This is a genomic window from Pseudomonas sp. NPDC087697, from assembly GCF_044743155.1.
GTDB lineage: Bacteria > Pseudomonadota > Gammaproteobacteria > Pseudomonadales > Pseudomonadaceae > Aquipseudomonas.
Map to the genome: position 1 here is coordinate 27404 of NZ_JBIUVW010000045.1, position 19019 is coordinate 46422.

The following is a 19019-nucleotide window of genomic DNA, read 5'->3' on the forward strand; positions in this document are numbered from 1 at the left end:
GCTCAGCACGTTAGCCTACGCAGCCATAGGCTTGCGGGCAATGATCACCTGACTTTTCGCCACAACCGCGTCCAGCGCCTGCTTGATCTGCGCCCCGCGCGGCGAATCCAGCACCGCCTGCCAGGTCTCGGCCCAGTGATGGAGCAGTGGATGATCGGGGTTAGCGAAGTCGACGTTGGCCTCCCAGAACAGCAACATCCACATCGACCAGTAGAAGCCGTATTGGCTATGGCTGATCAGTTCCAGGCCGGCATCGCTGACCATTTGCTTGAACTGCTCTTCGCTGATGATGCGGATGTGGTTGGGCTTCTGGAAATACTCGGGGCGCGCGATGTCTTTTTGCAGGTCTTCGGAACTGGGATGCGGGACGCTGAGCAAATACAGCGCGCCGGGCTTGCCGACCCGCACCAGTTCGGCGAGGAACTGCGCCGGATCGTCAACATGTTCGATGACCTCGGTAGAGACCACCCGCGTCGCCGTCGCATCGGCGATCGGCAGCGGCGCGCAGTCGGTCACGTGACACTCGACGCTGGGTGCGATCGTGTCGCTCAGACGCTGACGGGTCGCCTCGACCTTGGCCGCGTCAATATCGGCGATGATGATCCTTGCACCGCGCGCGGCACAGAAACGCACATTGCCACCGTCACCGCAGCCGACATCAAGCAATGTGTCCTCGGCGCTCACCGGAAAACCGGTGAACAACTCACCGGTTTGCTGATTGAACCAGCCGCTGAGGGCCGCATCGTACAAGCCCAGCATGAACGGATCGACCTTGGCTGCGGGCACTTCTGGCTGCACGGGAGCGGGGGCAGGAGCCCTCGCCGTGAGTTTCTTCAAAAGGCTCAGCATGAGGTAACTCCAGAGGATGGGACGGCGGTTCGGGACGTGCCCAGACGTTGCACCAGCAAGGCGCCGCGATTGCGCATGGGCATTTCGATAAAGCGGTAGTTGAGCTCGCTCAACAGGGCGATCAGCCCGCAAGCGATCAGCAACGTCAGGATCGGATGGCCTGCCGGACTAGCCAGACCAGCCGCCTGTAAGCGGAAGGTGAATTCGCGGACCAGCAGATAGGCCGGGATATGAATCAGGTAGATGCCATAGGAGCGACTTCCGATCCAGATCATCAGACTCTTCAGCAGTCCCCGTGGCATCAGGTAGTCACGATTGTAGGACGCCACCCAGACCATTAGCGCGCTGAGCACGGCAATCGCGCCGATACGATAATCGGTGAACGTGAAGCGATCGGTGGCCAGCACACTTAGCATCACCACACCGGCCACCAGCACCGACACACCGGCCCACGGCCGACGCAAGAACGTCGGTTCCCAGCGCACATACCCAGGTCGCGTACTCCACATGGCCAACAGCACGCCGAGGGCCAGCGCGTCAGTGCGGACCACCATCAGAAGCGGCGTGCGCAACGTCAACAGCTGCACCGCGACCAGCGCCAGAAGTGCCCACACCAGATGCTTGCGACAGACCAGAATCAGCAGCGGAAACAACAGGTAGAACTGCTCCTCCAGCGACAGGCTCCAGTAGACGAAACTGGTGCCGTACTCGTAGTGGTAGAAGCTGTCGGCGAAACGGAAATTAGCGTACTGCGCCACCCCGGCCAGCGTCGCCTGCAGGTTGGCGTGCAATGTGCCGAAGGCTGCGGAGCGATTGATAAACACACACGCCAACAACATCAGCGCCAGCCACAGCCACGCTGACGGCAACAGCCGGAAGGCTCGCCGCAGCCAGAAGTTGCGCGTCTGCTGCCAGTACTCCTGACGCGTGCTGCAGCCTTGCAACGCCGGTATCAGACTGCGTGCGATGACGAAACCCGAGATGGCGAAAAACAGATCGACGCCCCACCAGGATTGCCCATACTCGGTAATGGTGTGCAACAGCGGCACCGTATCCGAAAACAGGCTGCCTTGCAGGTGATGAATCAGTACGCCGAGCACCGCAATACCGCGCAATAACTCGATGTCCATGATCCGTTTGCTGCTCATGCCGTCCTCCTGGACGTTGCATCGGTATCCGCCGGTTTGCGGGCGATGACCACCTGGCTTTTGGGCATAAACCGGTCGAGCATCTGCTTGATCGCAAGGCCATCGGGCTGCGCCAGCAAGTCTTGCCAGGTTTTCGCCCAGCTCTCCATCAGCGGCGGGTACGGCGCCTGAATTCGGTCTCGCACCGCGCCCCCCAGATCCCGACCGGCAGCCCGCTCGCTGGCCCAGAAAAAGATCATGCCCATGACCCAGAAAAACCCGGTGGCCTGACGATGCTCGATCACAAGCCCTGCGTCTTCAACCAACGCGGCAAAGCGTTCCGGGGTAAAAATCTGCACATGATTGGGCGATTGAAAATAGCTGGCCGGTGCGATGCCTTGCTGCAAATGCTCGCCCACCGGCGCCGGAACGCTCAGCAGATACAGCGCCCCGGGACGTCCCATACGCACCAGCTCGGCCATGAACGGTTCGGGCTGATCGATGTGCTCGAGCACTTCCATGCACACAACTTTGCTCGCGCAGCCATCGGCCAAAGGCAGTGGCAGGCTGTTGCTCACCAGCCCCAGGCTCGGCTTGTCCGACTGTGCTTCCACCTGCCGGGCGAGGCTGCGGACCTTGTCGTGTTCGCTGTCAGTGAAGATCACCGACGCGCCCTGACGTACCGCAAACAAAGTCGCCACACCTTCACCGCAACCGACGTCCAGCAAGGTGTCATCCGCCGTGATGGCGAAACCCTTGAGCAACTCACCGCTGTCACCCAGAAACCAGCCGTCGAGCATCGCGTCGTGCAAGCCCACATCCCTGGGTGACACCGGGCTCGGCACAACCGGTAACGGGTCGGACTTCACCGCAGGAAGCAGGCGTTTCAACAGTGCGCGGATCATGCCTCGGGGGGTTCCACGGCAGACACAGCGTGGGTCTCGAACAGTCGGGCGAAAAACTCTCCGAGGCGTTGCGCAGCGATTGCCTGGCTACAGAAGGTTTCCAGACTGGCCACCGCGTGAGCGGACATCTGCGCGTAACGCTCGGGATCGTCTTGGGCTACGTCATAGCTGGCCCGATAAGCCCTGCACAACGATGCCCAGTTGGTGACATAACGCAGTGTGCGGAACGCCCGGCGTGGATCGTGGGGCCAGGCGGTCAGCTCATCGGTGGTGTCGATCAGGAATGCGTTGTCGGCGTCCAGGTAATCAATCATCGCCGTGGTGCGTGGCGCGACTGCCGGTTTGCCGCAGGACATGAACTCCATCAACGGCAGGCACTGGCCTTCACCGTAGGACGTGTTCACCACGTAACTCGTGGCCTGCACCAGACGCTCGTAGTCCGCATCCGCGAGGTAGCCGTAAATCAGTATGATGCGGCAGCGATAAGACTGATTTTTGTACAAGTGATGGAGGATGTCGGTCAGCGCTTCTTCGGCATCGTGGTGGGTCAGTTTAAGCACCAGTGTCGCGTCTTCCACCTCGCGGAAGGTCACGCAGAAGGCACTGAGCATGTCTTCCCAGTTCTTGCGCCCGTCACTTGGGTTGAACACCGAGGTGTAGATCACACCGTCGAGGACTAACTCGTGCTCGCGAGCCGGCGCCTGGAAATTGATACCCTTGCCGGCGCGCAAATGCGCAGGACCAAAGGCACGCAGGTCGAGCTGGCGACTGTCTGCCAGCAATCCCTTGATCGTCAATCGCACCTGACTGGCCAACGGCTGGCGCTGTAACTGCGCACCGCGCGCGGCAAAACGATCCCACACCGGCGCCGGCACCGCGACGATCGGATAATCGGCGCCCATTGCCTCGCGCACGGCATTAACGGTGTAGCTGGAGTGGGTAATCGCAGCGCCTGACGCTCGCAATACGTTGCGCCAGTCGTTGCGTGGTTCTCCGGCAAATGGCTCGTTGGGAATGGTGCTGAACTCCCAGGCAAACACCGCGAGGGTCGGACAGGCGAAGTGCACGGGTGTGCGATGAGGCGGCGAGAACGACAGGAACACGCAGTCTTCCCCACGGGACAGGCAGTCGAGATACAAGGCATCGACTTCGGTCTGCGGATCGCTGACCTCCACCACCCGCCCCAACCGCTCCAGCACCGGTCGGTACTCCTTGAGCACGAAGTAATAGCTGTACTCCGAGCGGCCGAGGTTCTTGGCAATGGTGTGCTGGTTGGTTTCCGAATGAATGATGATCAGCATAAGGCGTTATCCGTCACGGTCGCTGCCTGCGAAGTCAGCGGTGCCAGCCCGAAAAAATCCGACAGGCGCTGTTGCACCGGGGCGAAGGCGCAGTACTTGTGCATCCGTTCGATGGCGGCGCGGGACATACGCTGATAATCCTGCGGCTGCTCCTTGGCCATTCGATAGCTGTTTTCGTAAGCCGTTTTCAACGAGCCCCAGTCCGGCCGGTAACGCAGGGTGCGGTAGATGATGCGAGTGTCCTGAGGCCAGATGGTCAGCTCTTCGCTGGACTCGACCACGAACGCCACACGCTCGTCAATGTAGTCCTCCATGGCGGTGTGGTCCGGGGCGATCACCGGTTTGCCACTGGCCATGAACTCCATCAGCGGCAGGCACAGGCCCTCGCAGCGCGAAGCGTTGACGTAATAGCTGGCGGCTTCGTAGAGCCGGGCGTATTGCGGATCGTCCAGATAACCGTGCATCACCACCACCCGACAAGCGAACGGCGACAGTTGCGCCAGTAAGGTCATCAGTTCGGTGTAGTAGGACGACAGATCGTTGTGGGTAATCTTCAGCACCAGCGTGGCGTCCTCGGTTTCCCGGAAAGCCCAGCAGAACGCCGAGATCAGTCGATGCCAGTTCTTGCGACCGTCCCGGGGGTTGAACACGGTGACGTAGATCACACCATCGACCCGGGTTTCGACCTGGGCCGTGGTATCGGGCAAATCCATCGGCGCGGGTTCGGGCACCACAAGCGACTGCGGGCCGGCAATGGCCGGCAGGTGGTTTGCCAGTCGGTTATGAGCAGCGTCCGATAACAGATCGTGAATGCCCTCCCAGTACCACCGACTCAGGAAGTGCGTGCGATGGACCGGCACCGGTTGCGCCTTGCCCAGATCCAGCGCCCACAGGCGCAGGTAATGTTTGGCGATGACAAAGCGCCGTTTCAACGTCAGTGGTGGCGGTAACAAGGCATCGAGTTCGGCCTGCTGATCAGGGGTCAGCGAGTCGGCGGACAACCCGAGAACGCGGGTATCGAGGATGCAACCCTTGATGTCCAGGGACGAACCCGGATTGACCGGCAGGCTGGTGTGTCGGCTACGAATGGCCGCGAAGTTCTCCCACAACGGTGTCGGCAATACCAACACCGGGAAGTCTTCACCCATGGCCCGGCGGATCGCCCGGGCGGTATGACTGGAGAGTGTGATAACCCGGCCCTGGCGAGCCAGCATTTGCGTCCAGTCCTGTTTCGGGTCGTTGTCCCACTGCTCATCGGGAATCGAATCGAACTCCCAGGCCACCACGCAGATCGTCGGGCACTCAAGGTCGTTCGGGGTGTTCTGCGGTGGCGTGAAGGACAGAAACAGGCTGTCTTCGCCAACGGCGAGCAGTTGGTTATAGAGGGGGTCTACCTCGGCGGTGGAGGACACCACATGCACTCGCCCAAGGCTTTCGAGCACTGGGCGATAGGCCTTGAGCACGAAGTAATAACTGTATTCGGGGCGACCGAGGCTCTGGCTGATGGAGCTGTCGTTGATGTCCGAGTAAAGAATGAAATTCATGGCATCTCACGATGAAACCGCCGTCCCGGCAGCCTCGCTCTATGACGGCAAAGCCACGGATCGAGTCGGCGTTTGCCTGCCCTCGTCCATCGTCTCCTTGTCCGTCTACGTTCTTGTTTTAATGGTCAGTTTCGCGGGGTTTCTGAACAACCCGGCCGAACCCTGGGCGATCATGACGAGGGGCATTCTAAACACATCCATTGGGGATCCGTGAACCGCCCGGCGAGAATAAATCAGGCTACGTTGACGAGAACTGACCGGTCACGGTTGGACCTGTTGAAATTGCCGCACAATTGGCACAGATTGACGACCAAACAATTAAAACAAAACCTTCGTACCAGATATTTCCGAGAAAACTGCGTAAGCAATCCGGATTTAACCAGCCAAGACTGGGGGTTGACGAAGTCTGCTCATTGAGGGGGCTGCTGCTTGAAGAAGCGTCTGTTCGTTACGGGTCTGAATGGATTCGTAGGACGTCACATCCAATCCCGTCTGAACTCTTCCGAGTCGGAGTGGGAATTGTCGCCTGTCACATCCCGTTATGATCTTTGCGCCCCCAAAAGCCTCGACGGCCTGTGGCCGCACATGCCCGATGCGGTGATTCACCTGGCAGGACAAACCTTTGTCCCCGAAGCCTTTCGTGACCCGGCGAAGACTTTTCAGGTCAACCTCCTGGGTACCCTGAACCTGCTGCAAGCCCTCAAGGCCCGAGGCTTCAACGGCACCTTCCTGTATGTCAGCTCTGGCGATGTCTACGGTCAGGTCAGCGAAAGCGCCTTGCCGATCGACGAACACCAACCGCCCTGCCCGCGTAATCCTTATGCCGTGAGCAAACTCTCGGCGGAGATGCTGTGTCTGCAATGGGGCATGACCGAAGGTTGGCCTGTACTGGTCGCGCGGCCCTTCAACCACATCGGCGCCGGGCAGTTGGACAGCTTCGTTATTGCCAGCGCCGCCCGGCAGATCTGCCGGATCAAGCACGGCCTGCAAGCACCTGAACTTGAAGTCGGCGACATCGACGTGACGCGCGACTTTCTTGATGTCAGCGATGTCGTTTCCGCCTACCTCGCATTACTTGCGCGCGGTGCGCCCGGGCAGGTCTACAACATTTGCTCTGGGGTCGAACGGAGCATCCGCGGCCTGATCGAGCAGATGGCGGATCTGGCCCAGGTCGATATGCAACTGATTCAAGACCCCGCGCGCCTTCGCCGCGCAGAACAGCGTCGCGTCTGTGGCAGCCATGCCAAGCTGCACCAGAGCACAGGATGGGCGCCTGAACTTACAACACAACAATCCTTGCGGGCGATTCTGTCCGACTGGGAGTCACGGGTATTACAAGAATGACTAAAAGTGCACTGATCACTGGGATCACCGGTCAAGACGGCGCCTACCTGGCCAAGTTGCTGCTCGACAAGGGCTATAAAGTCCACGGTCTGGTGGCGCGGCGCAGCAGCGACTCGCGCTGGCGTCTGCGCGAAATGGGCGTCGAAGGCGACATCGTCTACCTGGACGGCGACATGGCAGACGCCTGCTCGGTGCAGCGCGCGGTCTTCAAGTCGGCCCCTGACGAAATCTATAACCTGGCCGCGCAAAGTTTTGTCGCCGCGTCCTGGGACCAACCCGTGACCACCGGGATCGTCGACGGTCTGGGGGTGACCCACCTGCTCGAAGCGATCCGTCAGTTCAGCCCGCACAGCCGTTTCTACCAGGCCTCGACCAGCGAAATGTTTGGCCTGATCCAGGCCGAGCAACAGGACGAAAACACCCCGTTCTATCCGCGCAGCCCTTACGGGGTGGCCAAGCTCTATGGCCACTGGATCACCGTGAACTACCGCGAAAGCTTCAACCTGCACGCCAGTAGCGGCATCCTGTTCAACCACGAATCACCGCTGCGCGGGATCGAATTCGTGACCCGCAAAGTCACCGACGCCGCCGCCCGCATCAAACAGGGCAAGCAGCAGGAATTGCGCCTGGGCAACATCGACGCCAAGCGCGACTGGGGCTTTGCCGGCGACTACGTCGAAGCCATGTGGCTGATGCTGCAACAGGACAAGGCCGATGACTTCGTGATTGCCACGGGGGTCACCACCACGGTCCGCGAGATGTGCCAGATCGCCTTCGAGCATGTCGGCCTCGATTACCGTGACTTCGTGAAAATCGACCCGGCGTTTTTCCGCCCGGCCGAAGTCGATGTGCTGCTGGGCAATCCGGCCAAGGCGCAACGGCTGTTGGGCTGGAAGCCAAAAACAGATTTGCAGACCCTGATCCGCATGATGATGGATGCGGACATGAAACGCGTCGCCAAGGAGTAGGCCATGCTGATTCCCGTGATTCTTTCAGGGGGTGCCGGAACCCGGCTGTGGCCGGTTTCGCGTGAAGGTCATCCCAAGCCGTTCATGACCTTGCCTGACGGCCAGACGCTGCTGGGCAAGACCTATCAACGCGCGGCCGGGCTGCTAGGCACACACGGTGATATCGTCACGGTGACCAACCGTGACTACTACTTTCAAAGCAAGGATTATTATCAGGACGCCGATCTGGGTCATCACCGCGGACACTTCGTGCTGGAGCCGGTGGGCCGCAACACCGCCCCGGCCATCGCCGCCGCCGCCCTGTCGCTGCAGGCGTTGCACGGCAACGAAGCAATTCTGGTGGTGATGCCAGCTGACCACCTGATCCAGAACGAAGATGCTTTCAAGACCGCCGTCAGGCATGCCGTGAAACTGGCCGAGGCCGGGCATCTGGTGACTTTTGGTGTAGTCCCGACGGCACCGGAGACCGGATTCGGTTATATCGAACGCGGTGAGCCACTGGACGAGCAAGGAGCGGCCAAGGTTGCACGCTTCGTCGAAAAACCCGACCTGCAAACCGCCACGCATTACCTGGAAAGCGGTAACTTCCTGTGGAACTCAGGCATGTTCTGCTTCTCGATCGGCACCTTGCTGGCGGAGTTGCAGAACCACGCCCCGCAATTGCTCGAACAGGCCGACGCGTGCCTCGCGGCCAGCACCACGGTCGAGACCGGTGGTTGTCTGCAACAGGAGTTGTCGGCGACACATTTCGCCGAGATGACTGATATCTCCATCGACTATGCCTTGATGGAGCGTTCCGACAAGGTGGTGGTGGTGCCTGCCGCTTTCGACTGGAGCGACATCGGTTCATGGGGTGCCGTCAGTGCCCTGGTTCCGGCCGACGCACAAAACAACCGCGCCAGCGGCGACGCGCTGTTCATCGACAGCCACAACAACTTCGTCCAGAGCGATGGCCGCATGGTCGCGACCGTGGGTGTGGATAACCTGATCGTCATCGACACTGCCGACGCCGTGCTGGTGGCCCATGCCGACCGAGCTCAAGACGTGCGCAAGGTGGTCAAACAGCTCAAAGAGAAAGAGCACGAAAGCTATCGCCTGCACCGCACCGTCAGCCGTCCGTGGGGCACTTACACCGTGTTGGAGGAAGGTCCGCGCTTCAAGATCAAACGCATCGTGGTCAAACCCGGCGCCAAGCTGTCGCTGCAAATGCATCACCACCGCAATGAGCACTGGGTGGTGGTCGAAGGCATGGCCAAAGTCACCAACAATGGCTCGGGATCGCACCTGGTGGCCAAAAACGAGTCCACCTTCATTGCTGCCGGGCACAAGCATCGTCTGGAAAACCCGGGGGTGATCGATCTGGTGATCATTGAAGTTCAAAGCGGTGAGTATCTGGGAGAGGACGATATCGTCCGCTTCGAAGATCAGTACGGCAGGACGGTCTGAATGTTGCTCAATCTGCGCTCGCTGTGGAGCTACCGGGGTTTCATCCTCGGTAGCGTCAAGCGAGAGTTCCAATCGCGTTATCGCAATTCGCTGTTCGGTGCCTTGTGGACCGTGCTCAACCCGCTGTCGATGATCGTCGTGTACACGGTGGTCTTTTCCCACATCATGCGCGCTCGCTTGCCGGGGGTGGATGACGGTATGGCCTACAGCATCTACCTCTGCGCCGGCCTGCTGACCTGGGGACTGTTCTCGGAAATCACCTTGCGCTGCCAGAACATGTTTCTGGAAAACGCCAATCTGCTGAAAAAAATCAGCTTCCCGAGAATCTGTTTGCCGGTGATCGTGCTGTTCAATGCCGGCATCAACTTCGCGATCATCATCGGGCTGTTCCTGGGCTTTCTACTGATCACCGGGCGCCTGCCGGGCATGGCCTTGCTGGCGATGGTGCCGCTGCTGGCCTTGCAGGTGATCTTCTGCGCCGGGCTGGGGATGATTCTTGGCGTGCTGAACGTATTCTTTCGCGATGTCGGACAGTTTTTCGGCATCTGCCTGCAGTTCTGGTTCTGGCTGACGCCGATCGTGTACCCGATGAGTATCCTGCCCGAGTGGGTCCAGCGCCTGCTGCAACTCAATCCCCTGACCAACCTGATAACCAGTTACCAGAACCTGTTCCTCTACGGTCAATGGCCGGCGTGGAACTCTTTGCTGCCGATCCTGGTGATCGGTGTGTTGTTCTGCGTGATCGGGCTGCGACTGTTTCGCCAGCGGGTCGGCGAAATGGTGGATGAACTCTGATGGGACACATACGCGTTACAGGCCTGGGCAAGGCTTACAAGCAGTACCCCACCCGCTGGAGCCGACTGGCGGAATGGCTGATCCCGTTTTCGCCGATCCGTCATCGCCAGCACTGGGTGCTGCAAGATGTGGAATTCGAGATTGCCCCCGGCGAAGCGGTGGGCATTGTCGGGGTTAACGGCGCCGGCAAAAGTACCTTGCTGAAGATGATCACCGGCACCACCCAACCGACCTGTGGACAGATTCAGCTCGAAGGCCGGGTTGCCGCGCTGCTGGAACTGGGCATGGGGTTTCATGCGGATTTCACCGGCCGGCAGAACGCGGTCATGGCCGGGCAACTGCTGGGCATGCAGATCGAAGACATCGAAGCCCTGATGCCCGAGATCGAACGTTTCGCGGAAATCGGCGAAGCCATAGATCATCCCGTGCGCACCTATTCAAGCGGCATGCAGATGCGCCTGGCATTCAGCGTGGCCACCGCCCAGCGCCCGGACATCCTGATCGTCGATGAAGCACTGTCGGTGGGCGACGCCTACTTCCAGCACAAGAGCTTCGACCGCATCCGCAGCTTTCGCAAAGCCGGCACCACACTGCTGATCGTGTCCCACGACCGTTCGGCAATCCAGTCGATATGCGACTCGGCGATCCTCCTGGAAAACGGCCGCATGGCCATGCACGACAAGCCCGAAGCGGTCTTGGATTACTACAACGCCTTGCTCGCCGAACGGGAAGGCCAGACAGTGCGTCAGGAAATGCTCGCCGGCGGGCAAGTACAAACCGTTTCCGGTACTGGCGAAGCCGGCATCCTCAGCGTGCGCCTGCTGGATGAGCGCGAACGCGCCATCGACGCCGCCGAAGTCGGTCAGCCCGTGATGCTGGAGGTCCAGGTCGAAGTCCGCCAGGACGTCGAACGGCTGGTGTTGGGCTTCATGATCAAGGATCGCCTGGGCCAGGCCATGTACGGGATCAACACCCATCGTCAGGATCAGGCGCTGACCGACCTGCAGGCCTTTGAGCGGGTCACCTATCGCTTTGCCTTCGTCATGGGCCTGGGCAAGGGCAACTACTCCGTGGCCCTGAGCTTATCTCGGCTGGACTCGCACCTGGACCGCAACTTCGAATGGCGCGATTACGGCCTGGTGTTCCACGTCATCAACAACCGACATGAAGACTTCGTCGGCTGCTCGTGGCTAGGAGCGAAAACCACCATCACGCGCACAACCGCACAGACTGTTTCGGAGACCACGCCATGACTCGCCTGCTGGTGGAGTGCACCTATGTATTCCAGCACCCCAAGGTCAATTCGGGCATTCAGCGGGTGGTGCGCAATGTCATCAATCAGCTGCCGGAAACCGTGGACGGCGTGCAATGCATTCCCGTGGCGATGTTCAAGGGCAAGCTCTACCGAGTGCTGAAACTTGGCCCTTTGGACAATCCGTTTTTCAATGGGTTGATGGCGTTCGGCGGGCGGCTGGAGCGCCTGGCGCACCGCTACCACCAACTGCACCAACGCCTCGACCAGCGCTGCACGTCGCAATGGACCCGGCGAGCGCTGTATGTGGCTTACCGTCTCACGGCAGTGGCGGGTTTCAGCGTTCCGTTGCGCCTGATTGACCAGCTCAACCGATATCATCTGCCCAAGCGTTGCTCGCCGTTGCAACACCAGCCGGGGGATCAACTGGTATTGCTGGATTCGTCCTGGCACGCGGATTTCTTCCCGTTGGCCGAGCAGCTCAAGCGCGACGGCGTGGGTATCGTTTCGGTGATCTACGACCTGATTCCCCTGACCCACCCGCAGTTCTACGACACACGGCTTGTGCAGATTTTTAACGAGTGGTTCGACTGGATCAGCAAAATCGCCGACGGCTACGTGACTATTTCCACCACGGTGCGCGATCAGGTGCGTGAGGAATTGCATCGCCGGGTCGGCCCGGCGAAAGCCGACACGTTGTGGTTCGACTATTTCCACCTCGGCTCCGAACTGGACCTCAGCGAAGCCAGCGCCGCCGTGGAACCGCGCCTGACCCGGTTGTTCGCAACGTCGGAACCGGTGTTCCTGATGGTCAGCACCATCGAACCGCGCAAAAACCACGGCTATCTGCTGGACGCCTTCGAGCTTGCCTGGGCCGCGGGCTCCAAAGCCCGACTGTGCATTGCCGGCCGAATCGGCTGGAAGTGCGATGCCCTGCTCGCCCGCGTGCGTGAACATCCGGAGCTGAACCAGCGGCTGTTCATGTTTAACGACCTGAGTGACACCAGTCTCGAACATGCCTACTCCCACGCCAGTGCACTGGTGTTCCCCTCCTACGTCGAAGGTTTCGGCCTGCCGCTGGTGGAAGCGATGCAGCGCGGTTTGCCAGCGATGGGCAGCGACATTCCGGTGTTCCGCGAGATTGGCGGTGAATTCATGGCCTACTTCGATCTCGCAGCCCCGCAAAGCCTGGTCGACCTGGTCACCCACATGGAAAACACCGGGACCTTCCCGGCCGCGCGCACGGTGAGCGAATGGCGCTGGCTCGGTTGGCGCGAAGCCAGTGCGCAATTGGTCAAGCGAGTCCTGCGTAACCTGAAGAAGGCCCCGGTCGCAGTTGAGAGGCAGCATGCAGATTGCCCTTAACGCACGAATTCTGCAGGCACCCCGAACGGGTATCGGCCACTATCTGGCCGAGCTGGTCAGCGCCCTGCGCCATGAGCCGGACCTCGAACTGTCATTGTTCCACGGCTGGGGCTGGAGTTCGTCGCTACCGGCGGCAGCGATGCCCGGTTATTCACGGCTGACACCGTTGCTACGACAAATCCCCGGTGCTTACCAGGCGCGGCGCTGGCTGGAGCAACGGCGCTTCGACCGAGGGCGCTCTGCGGCCATCGACCTCTACCACGAACCGAGTCTGTGGCCCCTGGCATTCAAGGGCCCGACTGTCATTACCCTGCACGACCTGACCCATCTGCACTACCCATCAACCCAGCCCGCAGCGCGATTGCGGGAGATAGAACGCCGACTGGGCCAGGGCGTGCAACAGGCACGTCTGATCCTGACCGACTCGCAGTTTGTCGCCGACGAGGCTCAGCGCTATTTCGGCCTTGGACCCGAGCGATTCGTGGTTGCCCCACTGGGGGCCGCCGCGCGTTTTCATCCACGTTCTAACGAGTCCTTGCAGCAGGTACTGCAATCTCATGGCGTGCAGCCGCAGGGATACTTTCTGTGTGTTGGCACTCTGGAGCCGCGCAAAAACCTGGCACTGGTACTGCGAGCCCACGCCGAGCTGCCTCAGGCACTGCGTCAGCGCTTCCCTTTATTGGTGGTGGGGATGGCCGGATGGAAAGGTGAGCAGCTCGCAGATGAATTACACACGGCGCTGGCAAGCGGTCATGTCCGCCTGCTGGGGTACCTGCCTGATGAGCAGGTCGCACACCTGATGGCCGGTGCCCGAGGGCTGATTTTTCCGTCAATTTATGAAGGTTTCGGTCTTCCGGTTCTGGAGGCGATGGCCAGTGGCACGCCGGTGATACTGACCCGACGCTCGGCAATGCCCGAAGTCGCGGGCACTGCGGGCAACTATATTGAACCTGAAGATCTGCACGGCTTGTGCGAAGTCATGATCCGTCTTATCAATGATCAAGCGCATTGGCAGGTATGCCGAGAAGCGGGATTGCAACAAGCAAAGCTTTTTTCCTGGGAGCGTTGCGCGAGGGTCACTGCTCGCGCCTACTGCCGGGCTCTGGAGGGTTGAATGCGTGTTCTTCATTTCTACAAATCGTACCTGTCCGACACCGTCGGCGGCATTGCACAAGTCATCTTCCAGCTCTGCGAAAGCGGCGTACAGCACGGCATTGAAAGCAAGGTCCTGACATTAAGTGCCAACCCTACACCAGCGGTCATCCCGTTCGGTCAACACGAGGTCCATCGAGCCAAACTCGATGTGCAGTTCGCTTCCACCGGTTTTTCCTACAGTGTGTTCAAACAGTTTCGGGAGTTGGCCGCCGACGCTGACGTGATCAACTACCACTTCCCCTGGCCGTTCATGGACGTGGTGCATTTCGTCAGCGGCATTAACAAACCCAGCGTGGTGACGTATCACTCGGACATCATCCGTCAGAAACACCTGCTCAAGCTCTACCGTCCACTGATGAACCGCTTTCTCGCCAGCGCTGACCGGATTGTCGCGGCATCACCGAACTACCTCCACACCAGCGACGTTCTACAGAGCTTTCCGGAAAAAACCCGGGTCATTCCCTATGGCCTCAACAAGTCCGGCTATCCGAAACCCGACACCGAACGTATGGCCCGTTGGCGCCAGCGTCTGGGTGAGCAATTTTTCCTGTTCGTGGGCGTAATGCGCTATTACAAAGGCTTGCACATCCTCCTTGAGGCACTCAAAGACGTCGATTACCCGGTGGTGATCGTCGGTGCCGGACCTCTGGAAAATGAGCTGCACGCCCAAGCCGCCGCACTGGGTTTGCGTAACCTGCATTTCCTCGGACGCCTGGACGACGAAGATAAAGTCGCGCTGCTGCAACTGAGCTACGCGATTGTCTTTCCGTCACACCTGCGCTCCGAAGCCTTTGGTATCTCCCTGCTCGAAGGAGCGATGTACGGCAAACCGATGATCTCCAGCGAAATCGGTACCGGCACCAGTTACATCAATATTCACGGTGAAACCGGGCTGGTGGTGCCACCGAGTAATCCACAGGCGTTCCGCGAAGCGATGCGCACGCTCTGGGAAAACCCTGTCCGCGCAGCGGAAATGGGCGTGAAGGCTGAAGCTCGTTACCGGCAGCTGTTTACCGCGGACGAAATGGGTCGCAAATGGACGGAGCTGTATCAGGAGCTGCTGGAGGAAAAATCCCTGTCCTACGCCTAACCGCCTTTGGTGGGAGCGGGCTTGCTCGCGAAGGCGATTGAACATGCAACATTGATGTCAGCCGACCCACCGCTTTCGCGAGCAAGCCCGCTCCCACACTGATTACAAGTCGAGCACCAACGGCTGCGAACCCTGAGCCGGCACCGCACAGCAAATCAGCACTTCCGCCGCACCTGGCAACTCCGCCGGGGGCTGTGGATAATTAACCTGACCGCTGATCAAACGGGTTTTACAGGTGCCACAGGAACCGCCACGGCAGCTGAACTCTGGCCGCAACCCCCGGCTTTCCGCCAACTCAAGCAAACTACCGCCGTCCGGCTGCCAGCGTGCATCGATGGCCGAACGCTGGAACACCACCGCGACCGAGGTGGTGGCCGCTGGAGGCTGCTCGATGACTACCGCCTCCGGATCCGGTTGCCGACGTAACGTCGAAGGACCAAAGGTTTCGGCGTGAATGCGTTCATCGCGGATGTCCAACCCACGTAAACCGTCGTACAGCCCTTGAGTGAAACTGCTCGGGCCACACAGGACAAAATCCAGCTGATCGTAGTCTTCCACCAGCAGGATGGTTTTAAGCAGCGTGAGGTCTATGCGACCGGTCAGGTCAAAGTCCTCGCCTTCCAGCGCCTGGTGCTCCGGCTGGCTGAGCAGCCGAACTATCCGCACAGCGTCATCCGCACCGTCCAACAAACGGTCAAGCTCAGCCCGAAACGGTTGATCGGCCAGGCTACGCGAACTCTGGATCAACCAAGTCGGCCGTGTACGCCGGGTACGCTGGCCCTGGTAAACCACTTCACGCAGCATCGACAACAAAGGCGTGATGCCGACCCCGGCCGCCAACAGCACCAGCGGCCGGCGTTCATTGGCGGCTACCGTGAAATACCCTTGCGGTGCGCGTGCTTCAATCAGGTCTCCGACCCGAATCTGTTCGTGCACATGTGAAGACACCAACCCTTCACGTTTCACGCTGATGCGAAAGAATTCGTCGGATGGCGCGCTCGACAGACTGTACGTACGGATGTGCACCTGGCCATCAAGCGTGAAACGCACCGGCAAGTGTTGCCCGGCCTGGAACAGCGGTAACCCGGCGCCGTCAGCCGGCTCCAGATAGATCGAGCGAATGTTCTGGCTTTCCCGCTCGATCCGGATGACTCGCAAGGGCCGCCAGCGATCGCCCAACGCCGCGGCCTGCAACCGGGCGGCAGCCTGTTCCCAGGTGCCGGTCATCAAACTGTTGGGTGAAACCCCGTCGAAGCGCCAGCGCAACGCCAATGCTGCGGGTCGCCGAACTACCTGCTGCACATGCAGCTTCCACAGCCGTTCGGCACCTTGAAAGGCTTCCACTTGCGGGCCGTCGAGGATGATTTCGGTACGACCGCTGACCTGCAGCAGGTCGCCCGAAGTGAAATCGATAAACAGCAACCCGGCACGCGGATTGAGCAGCAGGTTGCCCAATGTATTGAAATGCAGATTGCCGGCAAAATCAGGAATGGTCAGGCAGTCGCCCTCAACCTGGACGAAGCCTGCCTGGCCACCCCGGTGGGAAACATCCACAGAGCGCAAGTTATCCACATCCACATAACTGGCGACAAAGAAGGTGTCGGCACCACGAATCATTGCAGTGGCCGCGTCATCCAGCGTATTCAGACGCTGTGCAATGCGAGTCGACGGATCGGCCAGCGGTACTGATTCGAACTGACGCAATTGAATGTACTGCGGGCAATTACCGAAAGCCTGCTCAACCGCGACGCTCAGGCCTTGCGCGCCAATCGTGCTGACCCGGCCGTTGATACGGTTACGCCGCCTTGTGTGCAACTCGATCCCCAGCAAACCAATCGCCGCCCCGGCCTGTAATTGCGCCGGGTCGTCTGGCGTGGGCAGGCTGTCCAGTTGCAACCGCGCAGGTTCGGGAGAATGGACAAAACCCGGTTGGCCTCCGAGGATGCTCGCCCAAGGGTTACCGTCGGCATCGACGGCACCGAACAATATGAACGGCAACTGACGATAAAACTGCCGATGCTGATCCGGCATTTCACTGCGGATCACCTTGCGCCCGTGCGCTTCCATGCGCTCGGCAACCCCTGCATGAGCCTGCAACTGTTTCTCGCCAGCATGCCAAGGTGAAAGCTCCATCGCGGTCCTCCCCTGCGCGCCCGGCGCAGTGTGAACGGCCCAACCTCGCTGGGCCGTAAGCGCTTCAGGCGGTTTGCAAACCGGCCACGGTGCGGGGCATGCCGACAAAACCGGGCAAGGCCTCGACCCGCGCCAGCCAGGCCCGCACGTTGTCATAGTCGGCCAGCGACACGTTGCCTTCCGGCGCATGGGCGATGTAACTGTAGGCGGCAACATCGGCGATGGTCGGCTGATCGCCAGCAAGATAGGTGGATTTGCTCAGTTCTTGATCAATCACTTTGAGCAAATTGTGGGAACGGACGATCACTTCTTCGGCGTTGTAAGGCGCACCGAACACCGTGATCAGCCGTGCAATGGCGGGGCCGAAGGCAATCGGCCCGGCCGCTACCGACAACCAGCGCTGAACCCTGGCCGCACCGACCGGATCAGTGGGCAGCCAACGGCCCTTGCCGTATTTGTGCGCCAGGTACACCAGAATTGCGTTGGAATCAGCCAGCACCACACCTTGGTCATCGATCACCGGAACCTGACCGAAGGAATTGATCACAAGAAAGTCCGGCTGTTTATGCGCGCCTTTCGCCAGATCGACGAAAATCAGCTCGGTTGGCAGCTCAAGCAAGGACAGCATCAGCTCCACACGGTGGGCGTGTCCAGAACGTGGGAAGTTGTAGAGTTTGATGGCGTGCATGGTCGACTCCGCGGGTGGATCGCGCCGTTCAGGAGAGAACCGCGCTGAATGGCGCCATCTTCCACCTGCTACCAAAACAACAGAATAACCAGAAAACACAATCCATCATTTCAGCCGGTGCAATAACGCTTCAGGTGCGCAACGCCGGATGTTCACGCAACGCCTTCACTGCATAGTCCACGAAACTGCGTATCCGCGCCGGCGCCTTGCGCCCGCCCTGATACACCACATGGATGGGCAATGGAGAAAGTTCGAAGTCTTGCAGGACGATTTCAAGCTCACCGGCGGCGACCTTGCTGGCCACCTGATAGGAAAGAACCCGGGTCAGTCCAAGCCCCAGAGCAGCGGCGGTGATTGCCGCTTGATTCGCGGTCACCACCAGACGCGGTTCAGGGCGAATGCTCAACACCTCCCCAGCCACAATAAAGGGCCAGTTTCTCTGTTGCCCAATGGATGAAGTGGCGACAATCCGCGCTCGACACAAATCATCGGGATGCACAGGCCGACCGTGGCGTTTCAGATAATCGGGAGACCCGCAGATAACCCGCCGCACCTCGCCCACCAGAATGGCGTGCTGGTTGCTGTCAGGCAGTTCACCGATGCGCACAGCAACATCGATCCCCTCCTCGACCATGCTCACCACCCGGTCGACCAGCAGCGCGTTGATGCTGATATCGGGAAACTGCTCCAGGTAGCCAACCATCACCGGCGTGACGAACAACTCACCAAACAACACTGGCGCGGTGATTGTCAGTTGCCCACGCGGCTGCGCGTGACTGCCAGCGGCTGACGCCTCGGCTTCCTGAATGTCCGCCAGAATGCGTCGGCAGTCTTCCAGGTAACGCTGACCGGCCTCGCTAAGATGCACACTGCGCGTGGTTCGCGTCAGCAATTGAGTACCGATGCGCGCCTCCAGCGCCGCCACCGCCCGCGTCACGCTAGCCGCAGACAACCCCAAACGCCGCGCCGCCGCAGAGAAACCCTGCTCTTGCGCCACGGCGACGAATACCTGCATTTCCTGGAGTCTGTCCATGGGCTACCTGGTGCACCGTCGTGC

At 60.1% G+C, this 19019-nt stretch carries 17 protein-coding genes; 9 read left to right on the forward strand and 8 right to left on the reverse strand.

Features of this window, described 5'->3' with window-relative positions; translation table 11 throughout:
- Positions 1–15: 15 nt before the first annotated feature.
- Genes ACIPIN_RS24170 through ACIPIN_RS24190 form a run of 5 tightly spaced genes read right to left on the reverse strand, consistent with a single transcriptional unit; the run spans position 16 to position 5726 of the window.
- Complete coding sequence (locus ACIPIN_RS24170; RefSeq protein ID WP_401123068.1) at positions 16–849, reverse strand: class I SAM-dependent methyltransferase; 834 nt, start codon at positions 847–849, stop codon at positions 16–18.
- The gene (locus tag ACIPIN_RS24175) at positions 843–1997 is read right to left on the reverse strand and encodes an acyltransferase family protein (protein WP_401123071.1); all 1155 of its coding nucleotides are present in this window, start codon (positions 1995–1997) and stop codon (positions 843–845) included. The genes ACIPIN_RS24170 and ACIPIN_RS24175 overlap by 7 nt, the downstream gene beginning before the upstream one ends.
- Positions 1994–2881 carry a class I SAM-dependent methyltransferase gene (locus ACIPIN_RS24180; protein WP_401123074.1) on the reverse strand — a complete coding sequence of 296 codons (888 nt, stop codon included), beginning with the start codon at positions 2879–2881 and terminating at the stop codon, positions 1994–1996. The genes ACIPIN_RS24175 and ACIPIN_RS24180 overlap by 4 nt, the downstream gene beginning before the upstream one ends.
- Entirely contained in the window at positions 2878–4182 is a 1305-nt protein-coding gene (locus ACIPIN_RS24185; protein WP_401123077.1) for a glycosyltransferase, read from the reverse strand. Before ACIPIN_RS24185 ends, ACIPIN_RS24180 begins: the two co-directional genes overlap by 4 nt.
- Positions 4176–5726, reverse strand: coding sequence for a glycosyltransferase (locus ACIPIN_RS24190; RefSeq protein ID WP_401123080.1), 1551 nt, complete (start codon positions 5724–5726; stop codon positions 4176–4178). Before ACIPIN_RS24190 ends, ACIPIN_RS24185 begins: the two co-directional genes overlap by 7 nt.
- Here ACIPIN_RS24190 and ACIPIN_RS24195 point away from each other — a divergent pair.
- From ACIPIN_RS24195 to ACIPIN_RS24235, 9 genes are all read left to right on the forward strand, one after another.
- The gene (locus ACIPIN_RS24195; RefSeq protein WP_401123082.1) at positions 5725–5940 is read left to right on the forward strand and encodes a hypothetical protein; all 216 of its coding nucleotides are present in this window, start codon (positions 5725–5727) and stop codon (positions 5938–5940) included. The two genes, ACIPIN_RS24190 and ACIPIN_RS24195, sit on opposite strands and share 2 nt — an antisense overlap.
- Before the next feature lie 215 nt (positions 5941–6155).
- Entirely contained in the window at positions 6156–7070 is a 915-nt protein-coding gene (locus ACIPIN_RS24200; protein ID WP_401123085.1) for a GDP-mannose 4,6-dehydratase, read from the forward strand.
- Positions 7067–8038, forward strand: coding sequence for a GDP-mannose 4,6-dehydratase (gmd, locus tag ACIPIN_RS24205; protein WP_401123088.1), 972 nt, complete (start codon positions 7067–7069; stop codon positions 8036–8038). Before ACIPIN_RS24200 ends, gmd begins: the two co-directional genes overlap by 4 nt.
- A gap of 3 nt (positions 8039–8041) precedes the next feature.
- On the forward strand, positions 8042–9484 hold the full coding sequence (locus ACIPIN_RS24210) for a mannose-1-phosphate guanylyltransferase/mannose-6-phosphate isomerase (protein WP_401123091.1): 1443 nt from the start codon (positions 8042–8044) through the stop codon (positions 9482–9484).
- Positions 9485–10279 carry an ABC transporter permease gene (locus ACIPIN_RS24215; RefSeq protein ID WP_401123093.1) on the forward strand — a complete coding sequence of 265 codons (795 nt, stop codon included), beginning with the start codon at positions 9485–9487 and terminating at the stop codon, positions 10277–10279. It begins immediately after the preceding gene.
- A complete protein-coding gene (locus tag ACIPIN_RS24220) occupies positions 10279–11532 on the forward strand; it encodes an ABC transporter ATP-binding protein (protein ID WP_401123096.1) in 1254 nt (417 codons plus the stop codon). Before ACIPIN_RS24215 ends, ACIPIN_RS24220 begins: the two co-directional genes overlap by 1 nt.
- On the forward strand, positions 11529–12896 hold the full coding sequence (locus tag ACIPIN_RS24225; RefSeq protein WP_401123099.1) for a glycosyltransferase family 4 protein: 1368 nt from the start codon (positions 11529–11531) through the stop codon (positions 12894–12896). The genes ACIPIN_RS24220 and ACIPIN_RS24225 overlap by 4 nt, the downstream gene beginning before the upstream one ends.
- Entirely contained in the window at positions 12880–14010 is a 1131-nt protein-coding gene (locus tag ACIPIN_RS24230) for a glycosyltransferase family 4 protein (protein ID WP_401123101.1), read from the forward strand. The genes ACIPIN_RS24225 and ACIPIN_RS24230 overlap by 17 nt, the downstream gene beginning before the upstream one ends.
- Complete coding sequence (locus ACIPIN_RS24235) at positions 14011–15141, forward strand: glycosyltransferase family 4 protein (RefSeq protein WP_401123104.1); 1131 nt, start codon at positions 14011–14013, stop codon at positions 15139–15141. It abuts the gene before it with no gap.
- 102 nt (positions 15142–15243) lie between these two features.
- On the opposite strand, the gene ACIPIN_RS24240 is transcribed toward ACIPIN_RS24235, so the two are convergent.
- From ACIPIN_RS24240 to ACIPIN_RS24250, 3 genes are all read right to left on the reverse strand, one after another.
- Positions 15244–17274, reverse strand: coding sequence for a pyridoxamine 5'-phosphate oxidase family protein (locus tag ACIPIN_RS24240; protein WP_401123106.1), 2031 nt, complete (start codon positions 17272–17274; stop codon positions 15244–15246).
- A gap of 64 nt (positions 17275–17338) precedes the next feature.
- A complete protein-coding gene (locus tag ACIPIN_RS24245) occupies positions 17339–17962 on the reverse strand; it encodes a glutathione S-transferase family protein (protein WP_401123109.1) in 624 nt (207 codons plus the stop codon).
- A gap of 130 nt (positions 17963–18092) precedes the next feature.
- Complete coding sequence (locus ACIPIN_RS24250) at positions 18093–18995, reverse strand: LysR family transcriptional regulator (RefSeq protein ID WP_401123112.1); 903 nt, start codon at positions 18993–18995, stop codon at positions 18093–18095.
- Between the last annotated feature and the right edge of the window lie 24 nt (positions 18996–19019).

Excerpts from the sequence above, each read along its gene's own strand:
- ACIPIN_RS24170 (WP_401123068.1), bottom strand. The coding sequence starts at position 849 with ATGCTGAGCCTTTTGAAGAAACTCACGGCGAGGGCTCCTGCCCCCGCT.
- ACIPIN_RS24175 (WP_401123071.1), bottom strand. The coding sequence starts at position 1,997 with ATGAGCAGCAAACGGATCATGGACATCGAGTTATTGCGCGGTATTGCG.
- ACIPIN_RS24180 (WP_401123074.1), bottom strand. The coding sequence starts at position 2,881 with ATGATCCGCGCACTGTTGAAACGCCTGCTTCCTGCGGTGAAGTCCGAC.
- ACIPIN_RS24185 (WP_401123077.1), bottom strand. The coding sequence starts at position 4,182 with ATGCTGATCATCATTCATTCGGAAACCAACCAGCACACCATTGCCAAG.
- ACIPIN_RS24195 (WP_401123082.1), top strand. The coding sequence starts at position 5,725 with ATGGCATCTCACGATGAAACCGCCGTCCCGGCAGCCTCGCTCTATGAC.
- ACIPIN_RS24190 (WP_401123080.1), bottom strand. The coding sequence starts at position 5,726 with ATGAATTTCATTCTTTACTCGGACATCAACGACAGCTCCATCAGCCAG.
- gmd (WP_401123088.1), top strand. The coding sequence starts at position 7,067 with ATGACTAAAAGTGCACTGATCACTGGGATCACCGGTCAAGACGGCGCC.
- ACIPIN_RS24210 (WP_401123091.1), top strand. The coding sequence starts at position 8,042 with ATGCTGATTCCCGTGATTCTTTCAGGGGGTGCCGGAACCCGGCTGTGG.
- ACIPIN_RS24215 (WP_401123093.1), top strand. The coding sequence starts at position 9,485 with ATGTTGCTCAATCTGCGCTCGCTGTGGAGCTACCGGGGTTTCATCCTC.
- ACIPIN_RS24220 (WP_401123096.1), top strand. The coding sequence starts at position 10,279 with ATGGGACACATACGCGTTACAGGCCTGGGCAAGGCTTACAAGCAGTAC.
- ACIPIN_RS24225 (WP_401123099.1), top strand. The coding sequence starts at position 11,529 with ATGACTCGCCTGCTGGTGGAGTGCACCTATGTATTCCAGCACCCCAAG.
- ACIPIN_RS24230 (WP_401123101.1), top strand. The coding sequence starts at position 12,880 with ATGCAGATTGCCCTTAACGCACGAATTCTGCAGGCACCCCGAACGGGT.
- ACIPIN_RS24235 (WP_401123104.1), top strand. The coding sequence starts at position 14,011 with ATGCGTGTTCTTCATTTCTACAAATCGTACCTGTCCGACACCGTCGGC.
- ACIPIN_RS24240 (WP_401123106.1), bottom strand. The coding sequence starts at position 17,274 with ATGGAGCTTTCACCTTGGCATGCTGGCGAGAAACAGTTGCAGGCTCAT.
- ACIPIN_RS24245 (WP_401123109.1), bottom strand. The coding sequence starts at position 17,962 with ATGCACGCCATCAAACTCTACAACTTCCCACGTTCTGGACACGCCCAC.
- ACIPIN_RS24250 (WP_401123112.1), bottom strand. The coding sequence starts at position 18,995 with ATGGACAGACTCCAGGAAATGCAGGTATTCGTCGCCGTGGCGCAAGAG.